Annotated in this window: 18 protein-coding genes; 10 read left to right on the forward strand and 8 right to left on the reverse strand. The window is 60.5% G+C overall.

The features are described 5' to 3' along the window. Nucleotides 1–215: 215 nt before the first annotated feature. The 5 genes from F4V58_RS07065 to mobA all read left to right on the forward strand — a co-directional run bounded on the left by F4V58_RS07065 (nucleotide 216) and on the right by mobA (nucleotide 5,787). Nucleotides 216–1,973, forward strand: a complete 1,758-nt coding sequence (locus tag F4V58_RS07065; protein WP_075734611.1) for a long-chain fatty-acid--CoA ligase — start codon at nucleotides 216–218, stop codon at nucleotides 1,971–1,973. A 32-nt stretch (nucleotides 1,974–2,005) separates the two neighbouring features. Further along, the gene (gene moaA / locus F4V58_RS07070) at nucleotides 2,006–3,169 is read left to right on the forward strand and encodes a GTP 3',8-cyclase MoaA (protein WP_084559720.1); all 1,164 of its coding nucleotides are present in this window, start codon (nucleotides 2,006–2,008) and stop codon (nucleotides 3,167–3,169) included. Between the two features lie 42 nt (nucleotides 3,170–3,211). After that, nucleotides 3,212–4,522, forward strand: a complete 1,311-nt coding sequence (locus F4V58_RS07075) for a molybdopterin molybdotransferase MoeA (protein ID WP_245802961.1) — start codon at nucleotides 3,212–3,214, stop codon at nucleotides 4,520–4,522. A gap of 111 nt (nucleotides 4,523–4,633) precedes the next feature. Continuing rightward, on the forward strand, nucleotides 4,634–5,119 hold the full coding sequence (gene moaC / locus F4V58_RS07080; protein WP_075734615.1) for a cyclic pyranopterin monophosphate synthase MoaC: 486 nt from the start codon (nucleotides 4,634–4,636) through the stop codon (nucleotides 5,117–5,119). Then, on the forward strand, nucleotides 5,116–5,787 hold the full coding sequence (gene mobA / locus F4V58_RS07085) for a molybdenum cofactor guanylyltransferase (protein WP_249041142.1): 672 nt from the start codon (nucleotides 5,116–5,118) through the stop codon (nucleotides 5,785–5,787). Before moaC ends, mobA begins: the two co-directional genes overlap by 4 nt. Nucleotides 5,788–5,789: 2 nt before the next feature. Here the strand turns inward: mobA and F4V58_RS07090 are convergent, their stop codons facing one another. Genes F4V58_RS07090 through F4V58_RS07100 form a run of 3 tightly spaced genes read right to left on the reverse strand, consistent with a single transcriptional unit; the run spans nucleotide 5,790 to nucleotide 9,635 of the window. Continuing rightward, nucleotides 5,790–7,250, reverse strand: coding sequence for a multicopper oxidase domain-containing protein (locus F4V58_RS07090; RefSeq protein WP_084559721.1), 1,461 nt, complete (start codon nucleotides 7,248–7,250; stop codon nucleotides 5,790–5,792). Further along, complete coding sequence (locus F4V58_RS07095; RefSeq protein ID WP_342743272.1) at nucleotides 7,247–8,593, reverse strand: beta-carotene 15,15'-monooxygenase; 1,347 nt, start codon at nucleotides 8,591–8,593, stop codon at nucleotides 7,247–7,249. Before F4V58_RS07095 ends, F4V58_RS07090 begins: the two co-directional genes overlap by 4 nt. Further along, entirely contained in the window at nucleotides 8,580–9,635 is a 1,056-nt protein-coding gene (locus tag F4V58_RS07100) for a hypothetical protein (protein ID WP_075734619.1), read from the reverse strand. The genes F4V58_RS07095 and F4V58_RS07100 overlap by 14 nt, the downstream gene beginning before the upstream one ends. Nucleotides 9,636–9,714: 79 nt before the next feature. On the opposite strand from F4V58_RS07100, the gene F4V58_RS07105 reads away from it, so the two are divergent. The 4 genes from F4V58_RS07105 to F4V58_RS07120 all read left to right on the forward strand — a co-directional run bounded on the left by F4V58_RS07105 (nucleotide 9,715) and on the right by F4V58_RS07120 (nucleotide 13,939). Beyond that, a complete protein-coding gene (locus F4V58_RS07105) occupies nucleotides 9,715–9,969 on the forward strand; it encodes a DUF2249 domain-containing protein (RefSeq protein ID WP_075734621.1) in 255 nt (84 codons plus the stop codon). Nucleotides 9,970–10,208: 239 nt separating this feature from the next. Beyond that, the gene (locus tag F4V58_RS07110; RefSeq protein WP_084559722.1) at nucleotides 10,209–11,024 is read left to right on the forward strand and encodes a molybdate ABC transporter substrate-binding protein; all 816 of its coding nucleotides are present in this window, start codon (nucleotides 10,209–10,211) and stop codon (nucleotides 11,022–11,024) included. A gap of 114 nt (nucleotides 11,025–11,138) precedes the next feature. Next, nucleotides 11,139–13,130 carry an ATP-binding cassette domain-containing protein gene (locus tag F4V58_RS07115; protein WP_169833311.1) on the forward strand — a complete coding sequence of 664 codons (1,992 nt, stop codon included), beginning with the start codon at nucleotides 11,139–11,141 and terminating at the stop codon, nucleotides 13,128–13,130. 92 nt (nucleotides 13,131–13,222) lie between these two features. Further along, complete coding sequence (locus tag F4V58_RS07120) at nucleotides 13,223–13,939, forward strand: helix-turn-helix transcriptional regulator (RefSeq protein ID WP_075734625.1); 717 nt, start codon at nucleotides 13,223–13,225, stop codon at nucleotides 13,937–13,939. A 62-nt stretch (nucleotides 13,940–14,001) separates the two neighbouring features. Here F4V58_RS07120 and thrB read toward each other — a convergent pair whose 3' ends face one another. Continuing rightward, nucleotides 14,002–14,931, reverse strand: a complete 930-nt coding sequence (gene thrB, locus F4V58_RS07125) for a homoserine kinase (RefSeq protein ID WP_075734627.1) — start codon at nucleotides 14,929–14,931, stop codon at nucleotides 14,002–14,004. Nucleotides 14,932–15,234: 303 nt separating this feature from the next. Further along, nucleotides 15,235–16,566, reverse strand: a complete 1,332-nt coding sequence (locus tag F4V58_RS07130; protein ID WP_075734629.1) for a homoserine dehydrogenase — start codon at nucleotides 16,564–16,566, stop codon at nucleotides 15,235–15,237. 355 nt (nucleotides 16,567–16,921) lie between these two features. Here F4V58_RS07130 and F4V58_RS07135 point away from each other — a divergent pair, with 355 nt between their 5' ends. Further along, nucleotides 16,922–18,118 (forward strand): hypothetical protein, encoded by a 1,197-nt coding sequence (locus F4V58_RS07135; RefSeq protein WP_075734631.1) that lies wholly within the window; start codon nucleotides 16,922–16,924, stop codon nucleotides 18,116–18,118. Between the two features lie 101 nt (nucleotides 18,119–18,219). Here the strand turns inward: F4V58_RS07135 and F4V58_RS07140 are convergent, their stop codons facing one another. From F4V58_RS07140 to argS, 3 genes are all read right to left on the reverse strand, one after another. Beyond that, nucleotides 18,220–19,311: a chymotrypsin family serine protease gene (locus F4V58_RS07140; RefSeq protein ID WP_075734633.1), complete on the reverse strand. Its 1,092-nt coding sequence runs from the start codon at nucleotides 19,309–19,311 to the stop codon at nucleotides 18,220–18,222. A 67-nt stretch (nucleotides 19,312–19,378) separates the two neighbouring features. Then, nucleotides 19,379–20,713, reverse strand: a complete 1,335-nt coding sequence (gene lysA, locus F4V58_RS07145) for a diaminopimelate decarboxylase (protein WP_075734635.1) — start codon at nucleotides 20,711–20,713, stop codon at nucleotides 19,379–19,381. Continuing rightward, complete coding sequence (gene argS, locus F4V58_RS07150; protein ID WP_075736594.1) at nucleotides 20,714–22,366, reverse strand: arginine--tRNA ligase; 1,653 nt, start codon at nucleotides 22,364–22,366, stop codon at nucleotides 20,714–20,716. Nucleotides 22,367–22,744: the final 378 nt, after the last annotated feature.

Genomic DNA, 22,744 nt, shown 5'->3' on the forward strand with positions numbered 1-22,744 from the left:
GCTTCTGCTGTTTCTTCATGTTCATCACGGTGCAGTGGTGCGTTTCCCGTGCGTCTTAGTGCGCGAAAAGCAGGAGTGGCGACTGTGCTTAAGGGCAGATTGTGGCTACCGACTGAGGCGGATCCACTTTCCAGTCACTGGCCAGCATACCCTATATAGCCCGCGGTGTTTTAATTGCCCACGCTTAGGGCAGCTTTGGCGCTAAAGTAGAAGTCATGCTTTCCACCATGCAGGACATCCCACTGAGCGTCTCCAGGATTTTAAGATACGGGTCCACCGTCCACAGGTCCGCCCGGATTACCACCTGGCACAACGGCGAAAGTGAGGTGTCCGACTTCGGGACGGTGGGCGCGCGCGCCGCAGCCTTTGCGCACGCGCTGCACGATGATTTAGGCATCACCGGGGACCAGCGGGTTGGTTCTTTTATGTTCAACTGCGCCGAGCACCTTGAGGTCATGTTCGCAGCTTGTAGCAAGGGGGCGGTTTTCACTCCGCTGAACAAACAACTCATGGCAGACCAAATCCAGCACATCATCAACCATGCCCAAGTGCAGGTAATCGTGGCTGATCCACGCCTGGCGCACCAGCTGGGCAGCATCCTCACCTCAGTCGATTGCGTACAGGCAGTGGTGTTCACCGGCCTGGGCACCGCAACCGAACCCGGCTCCCACATCCCTCCTCACATCAAGACGTATTCCTACGAGGCCCTCCTGGACGGCCGTTCAACGGAATACGCATGGCCGGAGGTAGACGAGCGACAGGCGGCCGCGCTGTGTTACTCCACGGGTACCACGGGCGCGCCCAAGGGCGTTGTCTATTCTCACCGCTCTATCTACTTAGAGGCCATGCAGCTACGCTGCTCGGATAGCCTAGCTGTCACTCACGGGGAAACTTTTCTGTGTTGCATTCCCATTTACCACGTCCTGAGCTGGGGAGTTCCATTCGCTGCGTTTATGACCGGCACACCGCTGGTACTCCCGGACTCTGATATCTCAGCCCCCACCTTGGCCACCATGATTGCTGCCACCCACCCACGTGTGGCCCACGGCGTTCCCAGCGTGTGGATGCAGCTGATGGTCCATTACCAACAAAATCCTCCGGAGCGGATGTCGCTAACAGAAATCTACGCCGGCGGTTCCCCGGCACCGCCCAGCCTCATCAAGATGTGGGAAGAACGCTACGGCGTGGACGTCATCCACGTCTGGGGAATGGCAGAAACCTCAACGGTAGGCACCGTGGCTCGCCCGCCGCAGGGCGCTTCCGGTGACGCGCGGTGGGCATACCGCGTCTCCCAGGGCCGTTTTCCGGCGTCCTTGCGGTACCGGATTGTCCATGACGGTCAGGTGGTTCCCAAAACCGACCGCAACGTAGGTGAGCTGCAGGTGCGCGGCAATCTGGTCACCGGTTCCTATTTTCAATCCTCGGAAACCCACCCAGGCGGTGCGGCCAGCACTTTCCGCGGGGAAGCTGTGGAAGATGACGCCAGCGCCAAGTTCACTGCGGACGGCTGGCTGCGCACCGGTGACGTGGGCTCGGTGACCGCAGACGGTTTCTTGACCATTGAAGACCGTGCGCGCGATGTCATCCGTTCCGGCGGGGAATGGATCTACTCCGTGCAGCTGGAAAACCTTGTCATGGCTTCTAATATGGTGGTCGAGGCCGCCGTCATCGGCTATCCCGATAAGCGTTGGGGTGAGCGCCCCCTGGCGGTGGCGGTATTGCGTCAGGGGTACTTCCCCACTATCGAAACCGCAGAGAAGATCCGGGAAACCATGCAGGGCGAGCTACCCAACTGGATGCTCCCCGAGTATTGGACGTTTGTGAAATCGATCGATAAAACGTCCGTGGGCAAGTTTGATAAGAAGGACCTGCGCGCCCACCTTGCCGCCGGTGAATTCAACATTGTTAAGCTGGCCGGCCCCGGCGAAAACCGCGGCGCTGAATACGACAACTTCGAGCGGGAGGAGTTTTAAACTCCTGGCCACCCAACTAGGGTGGGTGGCCTATGAACCCGCTCACACCATCCCCAGTTGCGCTGCCGTTCCCGCGCGTTAAGCCACTGAGTGCTGATGGTGCCGTAGATGTCTCGAAGCGTGGTCCCGCCTCCCTGGCTGTGAGCCCTGGGGCGACCCCGCCCCCACCTGGTGGTGACAGCCAGCTCATAGACACCTACGGGAGGGTAGCGCGCGACCTGCGCGTATCCCTCACCGACCGCTGCAATCTGCGCTGCACCTACTGTATGCCGGCCGAGGGTCTGGACTGGGCCCCGGCAGAGCAGACCCTCAGCGACGCGGAGACCCTCATGCTTATCCGGTTGGGCGTTGAACATCTTGGCATCCGCCAAATTCGTTTCACCGGCGGGGAACCGCTGCTGCGTAAGTCCTTGCCGGAGCTTGTGCGGGAAACCAAAAACTTTACTACTGATGAAGGCCACGCGCCGCAGGTGGCCATCACCACCAACGGTCTAGGGCTAGATAGGAAAGCGGCAATCTTGAAGGCAGCTGGTCTTGACCGGGTCAATGTTTCGCTCGACAGCGTTGACCGGGACGTCTTCGCCCGCCTGACCCGGCGCGACCGCTTAGACCAGGTGGTGAAAGGAATCAAGGCAGCCCGGGACGCCGGGCTCGTGCCGCTGAAAATAAACGCTGTGCTCATGCCCGGTATCAACGACACGGCGGTGGTGTCTTTGACCGAGTTTGCTTTGTCCCACGGCGCACAGCTGCGGTTTATCGAGCAAATGCCACTCGGCCCGCGTGAGGCCTGGGACGCCGGGTCCATGATCTCTGCTCACCAGATACTTGAACAGCTAAACCTTGCTTTCGTGGTTCGTCCCGCCGATGTGGAACGGGGTTCCGCACCCGCCAAGCTGTGGAAGCTAACCAGCCGCCGCGATCCGGAGCTTGGCGGGCTGGTAGGCATCATTGCTTCGGTTACCCAGCCTTTCTGTGGTGATTGCGACCGTACGCGCCTTACTGCCGATGGCGCGGTGCGCAACTGCTTGTTCGGGAATTCCGAGACCAGCCTGCGGGATCTTTTGCGTCAGGGGGCTAGTGACCAGGAACTCATGGCGGCGTGGAAGGCCGAGATGTGGAGGAAACTGCCCGGCCACGGGGTAGACGATGAGGGCTTCTTGCAGCCCGCTAGGCCCATGTCCGCTATTGGCGGCTAGGACCGCGCCGCCCTTCGAAAGGCAAGGTTGCGGTTAGGATTAATGACTATGACAGCACACGGCCCGGCACGCACGGTAGATGAGCATTTCAATGCGCTGGTGGAAATGATCCGCCCGGTAGGGGTTACTACCGCGCCCGTCAATGGCACATTGCGCGGAAGGATCTTGGCACAAGCGCCGGTTGCTGCCCTTGCCATTCCGCCTTTCAGCAACTCCGCCATGGATGGATTCTTGGTTAACCGGGCGGATCTCGCAGGAGTAGGGAAAGACCGTCCAGTCAGGCTCCGCGTGGCCGGGGAGGTCGCCGCCGGTAGCCCACCGCAGGCCCCGCGTCCCGGCACCGCCGTGCGGATTATGACGGGCGCACCGGTTCCCGAAGACCATAGTTGTTTCCAGGTAATCCCCGTGGAGGATACCAATGTTGCCCCTGGCCCGGTCCCGCTTCCCGAGGAAGTGGACATCTACCGGGCTTCCGACCGCAGCCATATCCGCAAACGCGGAGAGAACTTGGCCCCCGGCCACACCGTTGCACAGGCCCGCCTCCGGGTCGATGGGGCCACGTTGGCCTCGTTGATTTCTGCGGGGGTATCAACGGTAGAGGTCTTCGCGCCCATTCGGGTTGCGGTGATCTCATCCGGCGATGAGCTGTTGAGCCACGGGGACCTAGCAGGCTTGGTCCGGCCACTGGCCCCGGGGAAACTGCCGGACTCTAACTCCCCCATGATCGCGGCGCTGGTCAAAGACGCCGCCGGTGCAGATCACGCGGAGGTCACCGTTTTTCATAGCGGTGACACCGCGCAAGAGCTGGGCAGTCTCCTGGACCAACTGTCCTCCCGCGTAGACCTCATCATCACCACCGGAGGCGTATCCGCTGGGGCGTACGACATTGTGCGGGAAACCTTGCTCTCCCGCGCCCACTGGTCGTGGTTTGGCCACGTTCACCAACGTCCCGGCGCGCCGCAGGGGTTGGGTGTGTGGGGTTCAACTCCTGTGGTTTGCCTTCCCGGCAACCCGGTGGCCGCGTTTGTGTCTTTCCACCTCTACCTCACCGCAGCCATAGCCAAGCTGGCGGGACTTCACCCCGCCCCTTCCCCGCTAGCGCGCCCCAGCGTGCTGGCCTATGCCTCGCACCAGTTCCCCGCTACCGCTGGCAGCCGGTTGCTGGTGGTTCCGGCCTCTTTGTCCTACCACGCGCCCTCCCCGGCGGCACCCTCCGGAATCACGGCCAGGCCTTTTAACGCCCACGGTGGCGGCAGCCACCGGGTAGGTTCTTTGGCGGGGAGTAGCGGCTTTGCGGCCTATACCCAGCACGCCCCGGTGCCGGGCGATGAAGTTTCGGTATATCTGTTTTAAGCTGGCCCCAAAATGTCCGCTTTAGGCTGGCCAAATTTAGCCGCCGGTCCCCCGTGTCCAGGCAGTGCCACCGCCAGCAGCTGTTCACACACCCTCGATAGGAGTCTTAACATGCGCTTTACCCACCTCAACGACCAGGGACAGGCCTATATGGTCGATGTCACCCAAAAGCAACCCACCGTCCGGGAGGCTACCGCCCACGGGGAGGTCGCATGTTCGGCGCCGGTCATGGACGCACTTCGCGAGGGAGCCGTTCCCAAGGGGGATGTGGTAGCGGTGGCGCGTATAGCGGGAATCGCGGCCGCGAAAAAGGTCCCGGACCTACTCCCCCTGGCCCACACCATCGGCGTTCATGGCGCACGCGTGGACATTGAACTGAAAACCGACCACGTGTTCATCTCCGCCACGGTGCGAACAGCAGACCGCACCGGTGTGGAAATGGAGGCGCTAACCGCCGTAAACGTGGCTGCCTTGGCGGTAATAGACATGGTAAAAGGCGTGGACCGGGAAGCCTACATCCGCCGGTGTGGGATTGTAGCCAAGTCGGGCGGGCGTTCCGGGGATTGGGCGCGTACCCTCCCAGGCACCACAGTATGAGCCCTATGGATCACGGCCACGCGCAGGCCACCGGCACCGGCACCGGCAGCGGAAACGGCAGTGGCAGCAGAAACGGATTCCACAATCTTGGAGTCATTGTCTTAGCCGGCGGCCGGGGTTCCCGCATGGGCGGGGTGGACAAGGCACAGGTGGAAGTAGGAGGCCGCCGGCTCATTGATTATTTTGAGCTGCACCTGCACCGCGCGGTGCCCGGGTGCGCAGCGGTGGCCGTGAGCCCGCACGGCGTGAAGTGGTCCCATCCCGTCACCTGCGAGAACCCGGCCTTCGGCGGGCCCGTGGCGGGGATAGCGGCGGGCTACCAGCTACTTGCGAAAAACCCGGTGCTTGACACCGTGGCGGTACTGGCCGTTGACGCCCCGCACTCGCCACTGCTCCTGCCCGCCCTGGCGCAGCGCCTGCACGCTAGCCCGCAGGCCAGTGTGTCGGTAATACGCGATGACACCGGCAGGTTGCAGCCACTGTGCGCGCTGTGGCGCCGGCAATCCCTCTCCCACGCTCTGCGGGCGTTAGGCGAACCGCGCAACAAGCCGGTCAAGGCTCTTTTTGACCACGCCACCGCCGTGGCAGAAGTTCACAGCCCCGGCACTGGATGGCTCCGCGATTATGACACGCGCGAAGACTTAGAGGATTTTAAGCCAGGGGTCTGAATCTAGCTAACAACAATCTTGCCGTGCTGACCCTTCTCCGCACTGGTCATGATGTGGTTAACAAAGCTGTAGGTTCCAGGTTCGGTGAAGGTAAGCTCCACAAAGCCGCCCTCGGCCGGCAGCAGGGATAGCGCCTGGGAGCCGGCGTCTTTAGCATCACGCAACAAGTACGCGCCTTCTTTGTAAACGGTGTGGAATTGCCCGCCCACCACGTGGAAACTTAGCGGTTGGTCTGGGCCTACGTTGAGCACCCACAACCGCAGGGTCTGCCCCACCTTGGCCTCAATGGGGTCCAGATCGTACTGGTTGGGGTAGAAATTAAACGCCATGAGGTCATACTGGCCGCTCGCAACCCGCTCCGGGTCAGCGCCCACGTCTGCTGACCCAAGGAAAATATCGCTGGCAATAAAAGCGTATTCCCCATCCACGTCCGCCAGGGCGTCCGGGCCCTGCGGGTCAATGATCACCGCGCCGGTCATGCCGTTAGCAATGTGCAAGCTCATCGGTGCGGTTGAGCAGTGGTACATCCAAATTCCCGCCCGGTTAGCGGTGAACTCATAGGTAAGTTCTTCACCCGGGTCGATAGTCTTCATGGTGTCATCGGGACTAACCTCCCCCGCGTGGAAGTCAATCGAGTGGCCCATGGAGCCCTCATTGACAATGGTGATACGGAAGGTGTCCCCCACCTTGCCGCGCAGCGTGGGCGCCGGGGCCTGGCCGTTGAACAGCCAACGCTGCTGCTCCACCCCAGGTGCGACCTCCTGGACCTCCTCGGTCATGACCCAGCGGTGTTCGTGTACACCGGCGGTAGCTGGAGCAAGAGCTGCGTCAAAAGCCGCAAAGCCTTCGCGCGGGGCGGTGCGCTGCGCCTGGGTAGGAACGTCCACCAGCGGGTTTCCCCCGCCACTGGCGGCGGTACCCTCCCCGTGCCCGTGCGCCGCAGTGCCACCCTGCTCATCGCTCTGGTCTCCGTCTAGCACATTGACCTGGAACACCATCCCGTGCAGTTTATGCCCGGCTATAGTGCAATAACCCTCAATGGATTCTGTTAGCGGCTCGGTGTCAAGCACTACGGTGTCACCTGGGTTAACCCGCCCAGTTTCCACGTCCCCAATTTTAAGGTCATGCACCTGGTCCCCGGTGTTGGTGAAGTTCACCCGCAGGGCCTTGCCCGCCGGCACGTCCACGGACGCCGGAACAAAGGACATGCCGTCAACGGAGACATCCACGGCCACAAAGTCCGCGTTGGGTGCCGTGGGCGCGGCCGCAGGCTGGGAGGAAGAAACGGTACTAAACAGCGCTAAGCCAATCACTGCGGCGATCGCCAGACCAATGAGCACCCAGGCCGCTAGGCCAGCGCCGGTGCCCTCTTTCGGACCTGCGGGACCGCCGGCACCCGGCCCTGGTTGCGCACCACCGGCGCGCCCCGGGGTGGGAACTGATTGGGGATTGAGGTTTGTCATCGCTTAGTCCTTGGGGTTGGGGTCAGGGTCGAGGTTGGAGAGATAACACGAACATCGGTCGGCCGCCGGGCGGGAAGGAAAGCCGAAAGCACCGTGGCTAAAACGCCGGTGACTAGCCCTACTGCCATCATCATAACGCCGGGTTCAACTGCGCCCGCAACGCTAAGCAGCGCGCCCACGTTGATTAAGGTCACCCGGGCGGGCCACCCGTAGCCGGCAATCCTGCGGCCGCGCTTGACCACCAAGGGCCCGCCTCCCCGCAGGGTAGGGGTAACAAAGGTGAGCACGCCCACGACCATTTGGAGAAGGCCCGCGCCCAAGAAAGCCGGCAGCAGCACCACGGTGCTAGCGCGCGGATGTGTGCCGGCGGCAACCACGGCGGCATCGGCAGCACATAGCGCAGTAAGCCAAAACATACCCGCCGTGATACTGGCGGAAGGCGATGTCCAGGCGGGGCTACCGCCTAAGACGTTGTCTACCACCGGGATGAATATCATCACCGCTGCTGCTACCACGCCCAACTGGGCTACGGCCGCGATAAGCGGATGCCCGCTGGCAAACGCACCGGCGGACACCCCCAGCGCCACGCAGTGGATAACCAACGAGCGGGTAGCCCGGGTCTTAGCCACAGCGGAAATCTTGGTGCCCGTCACAGTGGGCAAGATAGTAATAACCGTTGCGGTCACGGTCAGCCAGGCAAACCCCCATACCGCCGTGCGCTGGTGGGCAGCTATCAGCGCCGAATAGGTACCTACCCCATGCCCGGCCAGGATAGCGAAGACAATGGCCAGCATCATAAAACCCGAAGCCGCTATATAAAACGGCACCGTGGAGGCAAAATGGTTAGCAAGGGATCCGCGCAGCGCCTGATAAATGGCCACAATATGCAATGCCAGGGCAGCCATGACCACGGTGGCACCGACATCGCTTATTACGCCCCAGTCATAACCGGCGCGGTCAAACAACAAGAGGATAAGCCCCACCTGGACCAAACCAATTCGCACCGCGACCGCGCGGTAGCTAGCGGTAGCAGCCCGGGTAAGCGCCTCCGTAAAATGCGTGGAGTAGACAATTATCGCGGTAGTCAAAGCACCAATGGTGAACGGGTGAATCAGGTCCCACCACGCCACCGGTGCGCCTAGCCCGTGCGCGCAGATAAGACCCACGCCAATGACCACCCACAGGCCAATGACGCAAAACATCAACGTGTGCCAGTTCGCGCGCGAGGACATCGAAAGGTCCTGGACCTGCAGGGGCTTAACCCCGCTATGTGACCCCGGCGCGGAAAGACTAACGCCGCCCAGCTGCATACCGGCCGGGCGCTGCGGCTTAGATTTTTCCACGCAGAACCAACCCCACTGCTGTTAGAACGAAAAGGATGATAGCTACGATGTTAGCCACTGCGCCCGGGACCTGCCCGGAGACGGCGAAGATCCGCACCACCAAACCGCAGTGCAAAAGCGCTACCGGTGCGTAAAGCACTGGGTGAAACGGCATCTTAGCGCGCACTACTCCCGCCAAGATGGTGGGCGCGTGCCCAAAGATCATGGACATAACAAAACCCAGGAACACCGCGTGCACGGCGGTGTCGTGGGCTTGGCCTAGCCCGTAGGCCAACCATGCCACCCCGGCTATGGCCAGCCAGAAATACCCCGCCAGCATACATACCGCGCTGTAGCGGGCCAGCCCGGTGGAACGAACAAGGAAACGGGCGGCGTCCGCAGTGACAAACAGTGCCGCGCACACCACCAATGCCAGCCCCATCAAGCGGTAGCCAATACCGGGCGCGCCAATAAAAACCACGCTGGCGGCGGCTAAGGCCAACACCGCGACGGTTAACCGAACCTCCCGCGCCGCCCCGGCAATGGTGACGCGGGCAAGTTCCATGCGCTCGCCCAGCACCGTGGCCACGGCATAGAGCACGGCCAGTGGCATGGCCGTGGCAAAGTCCCCAGTCACTGCCCACAACCAGGCCGCGCCCACGCCGCCGATGACCCCCGTGGCCTGCGTTACCACAGCCAGACTAGGTTGCCGGCGGTAGATTGCCCAGTAGATAGCGCCCAAGACCGCAAAGCTGGCGGCAAAACACCAGGCGGGAGTAAGGCGGGGCGCTCCACCAATTAGGGTTGCAACCCCGGCCACGTGGAACGCCGGGCCGGCCCACGCCCAGGCCTTTTTCACGGCCACGGTTCTTTCCAACCCGATGGCTCCGCCCACAAAACCAAAGACCATCAGCGGCCCGTGGTCTTGCGCCAGGCTTGCGGCCTGTCCCGCGGGCCCCCATTCTATGCCCAGCCGGCTAGCCCCGGCTGCTAACCCAGCACATAGCGAGATCCCCGCTACCGCAAGGAAAATCAGCCGATGAGCCACGCCGTTATTTTTCACGACTTTAATCGTACTTAATCGCTATGCTGAATGGAAAGCGTTGCCACCCATTCTTCTCAAGACAAAGGACTCCCTTACTATGCAGCTTCCCCTCTCAGACGCCAGCAAAGGTCTGCCCACCCTCAACGCCTCGGAAATCCCCCACGCGGTACGCCACGGCGCCATCCACGGGGCACTAGGCACCCTCAATGTGGGAGAAGCAATGATCCTCATAGCACCCCACAACCCCCTTCCCCTGCTGCGCGAAATCGAGGACCGCACAGAATCCTTCGAGTTGAAATACCTGCAGGAAGATCCCGCTGAATACCGAATCAAATTCACCCGCACGGCTTAGCCCGCATGGTCTTAACCTGTACGGCTTAGCCCCGCACGCTTTGGCCCCACTTTCTTTAGTACTGCACGCCTTACACAGCCTGCGGGCAGAGATACGCGCCTCGGGCCCTGCCCGGCGCAGAGTGCGCCGGTGCCCGGCGCAGCTAATACCAACCCGGGGTTGGGGCTGCCGGGTGAGCAACATTCCCGCTAGAGTAGGCAGGCACACCTCACACCGCCTGTAGATTTTCAAGGACTTCCGTGGCCTTATCACTGACTACTTTCCGCCCCGCCGCCTTTTCTGTTGGCACCGCGCTGGCTGTTGGCACCGCGCTGGTGGCCGCCGCAGGGGTGCTGGCTGCCTGCGGCCTCGCGCCTTCCACCACGCCAGTCGATTTACCCCCCACCGTAAAAATATCCTCAGCCTCCTCCCTACGGGTTATTGACCAGGCCGCGCAAGAATCCACGGCGCTGCTGCCCCAGCCCGTCACCCTTGAATTCAATCACGCCGGATCCTCTACCCTGGTCCACCAGCTGGCTGCCGGTCTTCCCAGTGACTTGCTCATCACCGCCTCTGCGGACACCATGGCCAGGGCCGTGGATGAAAACCTGGTGGGCTCTCCCGTCCTTTTGGCATCCAACCACATGGTGCTGATTGTGCCGGCGGAGAACCCGGCCAGCATCCACTCCGTAACTGACATCACCCCACGCCACGTGGTGGCTAAATGTGATTCTACTGTTCCCTGCGGGGAAATAGCGGACCAGATAATCGCCGCCAACGGCTACGAACTGCGTTTTGCTTCTCTGGAGCGCCAGGTCGCTGACGTCGTGGGCCGGGTGGTGTCCGGACAGGCCGACGCCGGGTTTGTCTACTCCACCGACGCCAAGGCGGCAGGCGAACGCGTGGCCACAATCGAGCTTCCCGGTGCCACAAAATACCGCAACCACATTCTTGGCGCCGTCACCACTAACGCCACACATCCGGACCAGGCCGGCGCGGTCCTAGAGCTGTTCCAAGGCAATTTCTCCCAGCACTGGCACGCTGCTGGTTTCACGGTGCCCCAGGCCACCGGCTAGGTTGGCCGGGGTGCTTCCGCCATGATTACTCAACCGGCAGATAGTACCTTTGTAGTATCCCAAGAGATACACCAATCCCAGACAACCCATCTGTCCAGCAAACGAGGCCCGCCTGTGAGCAACCTACAACCCGCGCCGCCCCGCCTGCCCTGGGGGTGGCTAGCTATGGGGCTTCTGGCGCTAGCCTATCTGCTGCTCCCGCTCATTGGTCTGGTGGGCAAGGTGCCGTGGCTGCAGCTTACCGGCGTGGCACTAGCTCCTTCCAGTGTAGAGCTGATGAAGGTTAGCCTTCTCAGTGCGCTGCTATCCACCGCTCTGGCCACCGTCTTAGGACTCGGTCTTTCCCTCTGGCTCCATCACCTGCAACGGCTGGCAGCACTAGCCAGGCTCATCATCTACCTTCCCTTGGCGCTTCCCCCGGTCACCGCCGGCCTGGCGCTTAACGCTGTTTTTGGCCGCACCGGCATCCTGGCCCCGCTACTAAGTATCCTTGGCTGGCAAATTCCTTTTACCTTTTGCGCGGTAGTGCTAGCCCATCTCTTTGTTACTTTGCCTTTTGTTGTGGCCACCACGGAACAGGCGCTGCGGCATATGAACCCGGACATAGCCTTGTCCGCACGCAGCTTGGGCATGACGCCAAGAGAGATCCTGCACCACATCACGCTGCCAACCCTGGCCCCGGCCCTGCTTGCTGGTGCAGCGCTAGCTTTTGCCCGCAGCCTAGGGGAATTTGGGGCCACCCTCACCTTCGCCGGGTCCCTCCCCGGGGTCACCCGCACCATGCCAGTTGGGATCTACTTGGAGCGAGAAATCAGCGAGGACTCCGCTTACGCGCTCTCAGCCATCTTGGTTGCCTTAGCCATCGCCTGCCTGTGCCTGGCCGCACTGCCCCATTTACTCAGGAAAACACCTAACCGGGAGTTCACGCCCACTAAAGACATAGACATCGCTGAACTGGCGGCACTTTCCCGGCCCACCTCCAAGCCCCCGCACCTCCACGTTCAGCGCGGGCTACGCACCATGGACCTGCTGCCTGGAACCACCACCGCGATTATCGGCGAAAACGGTTCCGGAAAGACCACCCTGGCAAAGCAACTAGCCGGACTGCTCACTCCCGCCAACAAGGGACCATCTTTTTCTCGCAATAACGTCAATCCCCCGCCCGCCCTGCTCACCCAGGATCCCGCACTGCCCCAGTTTCCCACCGCTGGCAAAGCCGTGAATATGGTGAGCAAGGACCCGGCGCGCACCCGCAGGCTCTTTGACGCCGCGGGGCTTAGCGCCCTGATTGACACCAAAGTCTCCCACCTGTCCGCCGGCCAGGCAGCGCAGGTGGCGCTGCTGCGCGCGCTGGCATTGCGTCCCAACGCACTCATCCTCGACGAGCCCTTTGCCGCCCTGGATGTCACCCGCGCCCAACAGTGGCGCGCTTTCTTCCACGTCCATGCCACTGACCGGACCATGGCCATAATCTCCCATGACCTCAGTGACGTGGTGGAACTGTGCACCCACACGGCGGCGTTAGACAGCGGGGAGTTTGCAGCCACCGGAACTACCCACAACGTTTTATCCAGACCCGCCAACCACTTCATTGCCAACCTTTCCGGGGTCAACCTCATCCGCGGGGAAATTGTGCAGCTTTCACCCGCGCCAGTCGGTAACGCCTTGACCCTTGCCAACCACGGCCACCAGGGGCACATCCTCTTACCTGCCGGCACCCTTCCTGACTTCTTGCTCCCAGGAGCGCATGTCTGCCTGGCGTTCCCGCCGGACGCGGCAACCGTCCTGCCCGGGGAGCCACGGGAGGCCACTGCATCCACAGGGTCCACGGGGTCCACGGAACTGCTGGCCGCAACCTTGCTAGGAAGCTACTCCCGCAGTAATTCCCACCACGTGGTGCGCGCCGAATTCGCGGGCTGCCCCATCACCGTGTCCGGAGGTAGCGTTCCGGTAGACAGCTGCGGATCCAGCGGGGTGGGAACACACCGCAGTTCAAAAGAGTGCCGGCAGGTTACGGTCGCGGTGGAGGATAACCAAATGGCAATCTATCCTTCCGAAGCCCGGATGCAGCAGGAAACGGAGAGGACAACAAAAACTCAGCGGTAGCGTGAGAACAACCCCCAAGTTGTAGAGTTGTCTCTAGTAGATATTGACGCCCAACCAACAGGCCGTTCCTCCCTCCTTAAAGGAGTTCCACGATGGTTTCACTCCCCCGGCAAACAGCCGAGCTATGTGCTGATTCTTTGCGTCTGTCCCCCAAGCAGCGTCAAGTATTGGAAGAGCTGCAAAAGATTCCGCAAGGAGCCCGCGCTGCGGATTTAGCACAAAAACTGGGGATGCACCCCAACACAGCCAGGGGGCACCTCGATGAACTAGTTACTAAGGGGGCCGTCCGGGTAAGCACCTCACCAGCTGAGGGGCGGGGCCGGCCTTCACTGATTTTCCAAGTCCGGGTACCGGATAACAAGTTAGTAGCCGCTGAATATCTGCGGCTTATTGAGCTCATGGCCACCTTGCTTGCAGAAACTGAAGAGCTGGAAAATTTTGGTTCCGCCCAAGCCCGCGAAATCGGGCGTCGCTGGGCGCGGAACATGGTGGGGCAAAAGGCCGGCAATCAGGACCCCTTGAACTTTCTCATCCATCAACTACGCGACTTGGGGTTCGACCCACACGTGCCAGCGGATAGCACGGCTCCGGCCGGAATTGCAGGCTCTTCCCGGGTTCTTCTTCAAGCCTGCCCGTTTGTCACCGGCAGCTCCAAGCCCGCAGCCTTTGTCTGCGCCATCCACGACGGTTTTCTCAGCGAAATAGCGCGCAGTCACTTAAATTCGGCGCTCGATCTCACTCTCACCCCGCTTTCCGGTGACGGCGCCTGTACGGTCGAGGTGAAACCTGCCGCAGGCGGGTCCAGGTAGCGTGGCCCTGGCGCCCCAAAACGCCGCGTAACGCGCGGGGCTTTACCCCGGGAAATCATCCCTTAAGTATGGGAGACTTCCACCTCGACTGGGCCGGCAATTTCTAGTTCTAGGACCCGCAGTCCCTGCTTGCGCGCGTCTTCTAGCACATCCTGATCGATGGGATCGGTGTGCAGCACCATGCACGTTGGGCCAGCGCCAGAGAGGTAAGCGGCATAGCCACGATTGCGGAGACGGTTCACCCATTCCGCAGTCACGGGCAAAACGTCCGCGCGGTAGGGCTGGTGCAGCCGGTCGCGGGTTCCCTCTACTAGCAGCTCCGGGTAGTGCTGCAAAGCCGCCACCTGAACTGCGGTGCGCGAAACATTGAACGTAGCGTCACCGTGGGTAACGTGGCTGGGAAGAACGCGGCGCACGGCCTGCGTCGAGGCATGAAATTGCGGAATCAACGCGGTGGCGTTGATAGCCGGGTGGACCGGAATACCCACAGCCTTGTACTCAGGAAGGGAGTGACCGTCCACCGGGATAGCAGTCCAGGACACCACCGCGCCGCCTAACACGGAGGCGGAGGAATTGTCCGGGTGCCCTTCAAAAGCCGAGGACAACTGTACTAACTGTTCCTGGCTCAGCGGGTTTCCCGCCAGCCCGTTGGCGGCTACAACTCCGGCCACGGCGGCTGAGGCTGAGGAACCTAGTCCGCGCGATTGCGGGATGGCGTTGGTGCACACCACGCGCAGGCCCGGTGCGTTGGCGTCTGCTGCCGCCAATGCCGAGCGAATGGCCTTGACCACCAGGTGGGATTCGTTGCGGGGCAAGTCATCTGCGCCCTCTCCGTAGATCTCCATTTCCAAACCGGAGGCAATGACTTCAACCTCCACCGTGTCATAGAGGCTCACCGCAATTCCCAGGGTGTCAAACCCTGGACCCAAGTTGGCCGAAGACGCTGGGACCTTAACGGTGGCTTTAGTGCCTACCTGAATATCTGCAGTCATAAAGAAATATCCTAGCCCACGCGGGAAAGGATTTTCCACGCGTCCAAAGGGACCAAAACAAAGCTCCCAACCGCCCCGCGTTGCGGGCTGCGATTGGGAGCCTTCATCTTGCCAAAAAGCCAACTTCGCTGTTAGTTAGTGTCACCGATGGTCAAGGGGCACTGGGTGTCAACACGGCGCTATGCCAACACAGCGCCACGTCAGCACAGCGCCACGTCAGCACAGCGCCACGTCAGCACAGCGCCACGTCAGCACAGCGCCACGTCAGCACAGCGCTGGCACGCTAGTAGCTACGGCATTTTACTAGCTCAAGCGAATAACCGAGTTCACCGCGTGCACGTCGTCTAGCCCCTCAAGGGCACGGACAATACCGTCCAGGACAGACTCTGTGGCGGCGTGGGTAACAACAATGAGGCGGGCCCCGTCTTTGCCCTCCTCCTGGCGGACAGTCCGCAGGGATACCCCTTGCTCAGCAAAAACGGAAGAGATGACAGCCAAAACACCGGTCCGGTCTTTGACCTGCATGTCAATGTGGTAGCGGGTCTGTGTCTGCCCAAAGTCCGCCACCGGAAGGTTGGCGTAAGTATTTTCTTCCGGGGCACGGCCACCGTGGACCTTGTTGCGGGAGGCACCCACCACGTCACCCAGCACTGCCGAGGCCGTTGGATTACCACCGGCGCCATTGCCGTAGAACATCAAAGATCCTGCGGCTTCCGCCTCCACGAAGATGGCGTTGAAAGACTTAGACACTGAGGCCAGCGGGTGCTCCTTGGGCACCAAAGTCGGATGCACACGGGCATTGACGGATTCCTTGCCGTCCTCACCGGTTAGACGCTCGCAGATGGCCAACAGTTTGATGGAATAACCCGCCTGATTAGCCGCCTGGATATCCTCAGCAGTAATGGCCGAAATACCCTCACAATGCACGTCGTCGAACGTCACGCGCGTGTGGAATCCCAAGGAAGCCAAAATAGCGGCCTTGGAGGCGGCGTCGTGGCCCTCTACGTCCGCAGTAGGGTCAGCCTCAGCGTATCCAAGGCGAGTAGCCTCAGCCAGGGCATCTTCGTAGGAGGCTCCGGTTGTCTCCATGGCGTCCAAGATGAAGTTGGTGGTGCCGTTGACAATGCCGGAGATGCGTTGGATTTTGTCTCCGGCCAGGGACCTGCGCAACATGCCAACCACGGGGATGGCCGCAGCAACCGCCGCCTCGAAGTAGAGGTCCACTCCAGCCTCATCTGCTGCCTTTGCCAATTCATCGGCGTGCGCTGCAACCAATGCCTTATTGGCGGTAACAACCGACTTTCCCGCACGCAGGGCCGCCAGCACCAGCTCCCGGGGATAATCAATTCCACCGATAACCTCTACCACTACATCAACGTCTTCACGCTGGATGAGAGCGTGCGCGTCCTCTGTGAGGAGCTCCGGGGCTATACCCTCGCGCGCCTTCGAGGCGTCAGAAACCGCCACCCCGCGGACTTCCACTGGACCGCCCACACGTTGGGTAAAGTCAGCGTTGTACTCGTTGAGTAGCCTGAATACTTCCGCGCCCACGGTGCCCAATCCCAGCAGGGCAATGCCCACCGGTTGGCCTTCACCTTTGCCGTTTCCGTAAGTGGTGTTGTGGTGCTCAGTCATCGACTATCCCCTTGGAGTTTGTTAAAAAGTTGGATCGGATACGTCATACATCTTACAAAGGCCTGCCCCGTTGTTTCGCGCCAGTCCCCTTACACCGGCAGTAAGCGCTACGCCTGGCTCCGCCATTTCCAGTTAACCAGGGGCTACCGGAGCTACCCCGGCAAGAATAAAAACCTGATGACTGACGGTTTCGGGACTGCCACCTGCATAGGTACGAACTTGAAATAGTTGTGGGAGAATTCCAATAAGACCATGAAAATATGGCAATTCCTAACTTAAACTTAGGTAATTTTGTGGAAAAGCTGTAAGATTGCAGTGTCTACAGCTTCCACTACAGAAAAATCCAAGGAATCCCGTGAAAAAATTCTCCCGCCTGCTGGCTACTGTCACCACCGTAGCCATCGCGTCCTCCGCAGTCACCGCAACCGCTGCGGAAAACCAACCGTTTACCAAGACCGTTTCCGGCTACACCGTCAACTCCAAGCCCGGCGACTTGGAGTGCGTCATCACCCCAACCCAGGCGGTTAAAGAACAGACCATGATGTTGGGCAACACCATGTGGCCGGATGCTAATGCGGCAATTGAATCCCTTGGACTGAGCTGGAGTGCCCAGTATGCAGAAAAGATCAATGCCGCACGCAAGGCTGGCCACCTCAAATCCGATGTGGAGATCACCACCCCGCTAGCGGCGATTGAAGCTATCAACGTTCTGGCCGCAGGCAAAGGCACCGCTGACGCCCTGAAAATCCTCGAATCCATTCCCTTTGTAGGTGGCTTCCTTGGAGGTGGGCTTGCCTCTAAGTCCCTCGACGCTATCCTCGGGATTATCCGGACCTTCGCTCCCGACATGATGCTGATGCTACCGGGCGAGCTTGCCTCCGCCTGGGTCAATCCAACCGTGGACGCTTCAACGCCTTTCGTTCCGGCTGACGGCCAGAGCTTCTCCTATGATGAAGCAGAGAAACTAGCCAAACAGTTCAAAAATGAGGCAGCTAAACCTGTCTACACTCAAGAAGGCCGCCTTCTTTCCACTGAGGCCCGCACACAAGCGAAAAAGCTTTCCGATGCCTACAAGCAGGCCTGGACTACCTACAATCTGGACGCAGCTAAGGCACTAGAGGCCTGCCTGCCTTCCACCACCGAAACTGCACCGGAAGAACCAACGAATCCGGACACCGTGTCCCCAAAACAGGACACCCCTGATCCTGACAAGTCTCCGCAGCTCCCTAATGTCGAACCGGGCAACAACGGAAACGGCAACGGCAACAGCAACGGCAACCAGACCAATCCCGGCAAGGATGCAGATTCCAGCAGCACTTCGAGCAACTCCAACTCCGATAGTAGCTCCATTAAGGACGCTTCCTCGCAGGTAGATGCAGCGGATAAGGCCAGCTCTTTGGTGGGCAACGAGGGTGGCGCTTCCAAGACCGTTGACACCGTCATCGGCGTGGGCGTGGGCTTGGGTGCCTTCCTGCTCCTGGGCTTCCTGCTTGCGGCTCTTCCTTGGCTCAAGCCAGTTCTTCCCCCACAGATCGCTAAACTGATTCCTTAAGATCTCCTTTTCTCAGGCTCTCATGGATAGCAATGTGAGCGTCAGAAACTAATGCACTTTCTCCGCCAGCTGGCGTTGGGAGTGCATTTTTAGTCCTAGTGTTAGTCGGAGACGGCTAGCCCGTAGCGGAGCATGACGGGTTCGATCAGCTTCCCGCCGCCGGCCGTAGCGTCGGCGTATTCCAAGAAACTTGAGATACCTATCGCTTGGATACTCTGGCCTGTGGGGTCGGCCGGATCCTGGGCGAAGATGACCCCGCCGCTATCGCCATGATCGCTGATGTTTTCGTAGCGCAGGGTAATATCACTGTCCATCCGAATGAAATCCCCACAGGATAGGCCGGAACGCCAACCAAGGCGGCAGATATAGGGCCTATTGCTTTTTACCCACTCCTCCCCTTTCCAGCCGATGAGAACTGCGGGGCGGTGGTTAAAGGACACGTTCGGTGCGCCCGTAATGTACTGGTGGTATTCCGGCAATATCTCGATAAGCCCGTAGTCTTCGAATCGAGTGTCCCCCCGATAGAGGCTTTCAACGAACTCGCCAACGCGCACCGGGTTTTGCCCAGTCTTTTGCACATACACCTGATCCCCGACCGTGCCGCAGTGCCCCGCCGTCAGGTTAAACACGCGCCCGGAGGCCTGGTCAGGGTCCGTGACAGTCCAACCCCATGAGCAAGTAGTCACTTCGCCTGCGTGGTCAATCAAGTATTTCCCGCCCGGAACAATTAGCCCGTCGGTGGCAAGATACTCATAGTTTTTGGAATTCCGGTAGATCTTTCGGTGCTGCTGCGGGAGGCTTTGACCGGGCGCTTCGCGCCCCGTGGTCCTGGTTTCCCGCCGTCTCGGGGGTGCCGTATCTTCCGAGCCGTCAGGGGAATCCTTGAAGGAGGTGGGGCGAGCAGTAGTCGCAGGCGCCCGCTGCTTCGACTGTCGGTAATCCTCGTGAAAAGATAAATAGTCCTCATAGCCTAGACATTCGCCTTTTCCTTGCCTCTCAATGGCATAGGCGTACCAGTGGAGCTCTTCAGCGTCGGAAATTCCGGTCGGCTCATATGGAAAGCATGGTTTCCTATCATCAGCTACCAGGGCATCTCCCCCGGCAAGGAGTCCGACGGCAACACTGCAGGAGGAAAGCGCAACTACAGCCAAGACCCCAAGTAGGGGCACGCACACAAGCCGAAAGATATTCATGCGCAAAACCTTAACACACAGGGGTGCAGGATTCTCTGGAAATTTGCACCCTAGCTTATAAGCGTGTTTAGGTCTCTAGCGCCAATAGATCCTCGATAGTCTCGCGACGCAGCATGAGGCTTGCCTGGCCGTCGCGGACGGAAACCACCGCCGGGCGCAGAGCCCCGTTGTAGCGGGAGGCCATCATGTACTGATAGGCACCAGTGGTGGCAAAGGCTAGCAGGTCCCCGGGGCGGATGTCTCCCGGCAGCTTGCGTTCGTTGATGAGGATGTCCCCGCTTTCGCAGTGAAAACCCACCACGCGAGAATCCGTGGGCTCGCCCGCGGTGAAACGGTTGACCACGCGCGCATCATATTCGGAGCCGTAGAGCGCGGGGCGGATGTTGTCTGACATGCCGCCGTCCACGGAAAGGTAGCGGCGGATGGGCAGCTCCCGCTTTCCGGTTTCCACGTCCTTGACGGTGCCCACCCGGTAGAGGGTTACGGCTGACCCGCCCACTAGGGAACGTCCCGGTTCCACCAGCACGAAGGGCGCGGGAATACCTAGCTCCTCAGCTGTGCGGTCCACGGCGGCCAGCAGATCGGCGGCCAAGGTGGCGACGTCCAAGGCTTCTTCGTAGGGCATGTACGGGATGCCAAATCCGCCGCCCAGGTCAAGCTCCGCTAGGGACACACCTAGTTCAGTGTGGATGCGCTTGTATAAAGACAGCACGCGCTCGGCGGCCAACTCGAAGCCTTCGGCCACGAACACCGAGGAACCCACGTGGCAGTGCAGCCCCACAAGTTCCAGGTTAGTGGTGGCAAGGGCCTCCTTGGCGGCGTCGAACGCGGCACCGGTGGCTAGCGAAATTCCAAACTTCTGATCCTCGTGAGAGGTGGCGACGAACTCGTGGGTGTGCGCGTCAATACCGGGCTTAACCCGGATCATTACCGGTTGGACCCGTCCGGAGGCTTTGGCCAGCTCGTTGAGCTGCTTGAGTTCATCGGTGTTGTCTAGCACCACGTGGGCTATGCCCTCATCAACGCACAGCTGCAGGTACTCCGGCTCCTTGTTATTGCCGTGAGCGGTCATCCGGGAGGCCGGGAACCCGGCCGCCAGTGCCACCTTCGCCTCGTTGAGGGAGGCCACGTCCAGGCATAGGCCCTCCTCATCGACCCACTGAACCACGCGCTTAGTGATAAAGGCCTTGGAGGCGTAGTGCACGTGGGCGGGTCCGCCAAAAGCGTCAGCCATCTCCCGGCAGCGGGCACGAAAGTCATCTTCGTCAAAAACGTAGAGGGGCGTACCAAACTCTTGGGCAAGCTCGGTAAGAGCCACTCCCCCTATGCTCACCGTGCCATCATCTAGCCGTGTGGCCGAACGCGGCCACACGTGGGCTGGGAGTTGGTTGAAATCATTCATCTACATTTTCTCCAGGGCACGAACGCCTACTAGGTTCAGGGCGTTAGCAAGAGTCTGCCGGGTAGCTGCGGCCAAGGCCAACCGTGCGGAGTGGATCGGTGCAGCTTCCTCATCAGCTTTAGGCAGAATCTGGCACTGGTCATAGAACCGGTGGAACACCGCTGCTAACTGCTCGGCGTAGCGGGCAATCCGGTGTGGCTCGCGCAGGGTCGCGGCGGTTTTGACTACCTCGGGGAACTCGCCCAGGGTGCGGATGAGAACGCCTTCCTTGTCGTGGGTGAGCAAGGAGAGATCTGGTTCGCCGATACTTACGCCGATTTCCTCGGCTTTGCGGGCGATAGAGCACAACCGGGCGTGGCCGTATTGGACGTAGTACACCGGGTTGTCCGAGGACTGGGATGCCCACAAGTCAAGGTCAATATCAATTGACTGATCTACTGAGGACCGGGTCAGGGCGTAGCGAGCGCCGTCTACACCGATTGCCTCCACCAAGTCATCCAGGGTGATAACGTTGCCGGCGCGCTTGGACATTTTCACGGCTTTGCCGTTACTGAGCAGGTTGACCATCTGGCCAATGAGGACCTCAACCTGGTCTGGGTCATACCCCATGGCGGCCGCCGCGGCACGAAGCCGGGCGATGTAGCCGTGGTGGTCCGCGCCCAGCATGTAGATAGCCAGGTTGTGGCCGCGTTCAAACTTGTCAGCAACATAGGCGATGTCGCCCGCAATATAGGCGGCGTCACCGTCGGACTTGATGACCACCCGGTCCTTGTCATCGCCGTAATCCGTGGAGCGCAACCACCAGGCGCCCTCATCCTGGTACAGCTTGCCGTTGTCTTTGAGGGTTTGCACCGCGCGGTCAACTGCCCCGGATTCGAAAAGGGAGTTTTCGTGGAAGAATACGTCAAATTCCACGCCAAAGTCACTGAGGGATTTCCGGATGTGGGAAAACATCATTTCCACGCCAACTGCGCGGAAATTCTCCCGCACCTCATCTTCACTTCCCTCCAGCGCCTGGGGGTTACTTTCCAGCACTGCCTTGGCTATGTCGTGGATGTACTCACCCCCGTAACCGTCTTCAGGGGTGGGCTCTCCCTTGGCCGCAGCCAGGAGGGAATTAGAGAAACGGTCAATCTGGCGGCCATGATCGTTGAAGTAGTATTCCCGGGTGACGCTAGCTCCACTGGCCTCTAAGACACGTCCAAGCGAGTCACCGACGGCTGCCCAGCGGGTTCCCCCCAAGTGAATGGGCCCGGTGGGGTTGGCGGAGACGAACTCTAGGTTAACCTTGGCACCTGCCATGGAGTCGTTGTTGCCAAAGCTGTCTCCTGCTTGCAGAACCTGGTTAACAATAGCGCCCTGCGCCGCAGCAGCCAGGCGGATATTAATAAAGCCCGGCCCAGCAATGGTGGCCTCATCAATGGCCGGGTTGCCAGCAAGTTCCGCTACCAACCACGTGGCCAAGTCGCGCGGGTTAACCCCGGCCTTCTTGGCTACCTGAAGGGCCAGGTTGGTGGCGTAATCACCGTGCTCGGGGTTGCGCGGACGCTCTACCGTGACCTCACCGGGGAGAACGGAGGTATCCAGGTTATGTTCGCCCATAACGGCGGTTGCGGTGGTCTTGATAAGTTGTGCCAAGTTTGCTGGTGTCATAGCTGGAAAGTCTATCGCAGGGCCGTTGGTTGTGGGAATTAGCTGCCGGATTTCGCTGCCGCCGCCGCTGCCAGGTAGGAACCGTTTGGTGTGAATGAAAATCATTTCCGTTGGCGGTCGATTTTTCAGGAATCTCTCATACCCCCGAATGCCCCTGGGAAAGCACTGACCATCAGGTTCCACGTCACTCAATCCCGATACTCAACCCATGTAGACCTTTACTCATCGGGCTGGTGCCGCCCGCCCAACTGGCCTGGAATTTTGCTAGCCCATCCTCCGAATGAAGTGGCGCAGGGGCTCCACTCCTGACCGAAACAAGCCCCCACTCCACGGACGGGAGCACGCTTGCGAGGTAGAGAAGATCCCGAGTAAGAATTT

It is taken from the genome of Corynebacterium phocae, from assembly GCF_008693075.1.
In the GTDB taxonomy this organism is placed as follows: domain Bacteria; phylum Actinomycetota; class Actinomycetes; order Mycobacteriales; family Mycobacteriaceae; genus Corynebacterium; species Corynebacterium phocae.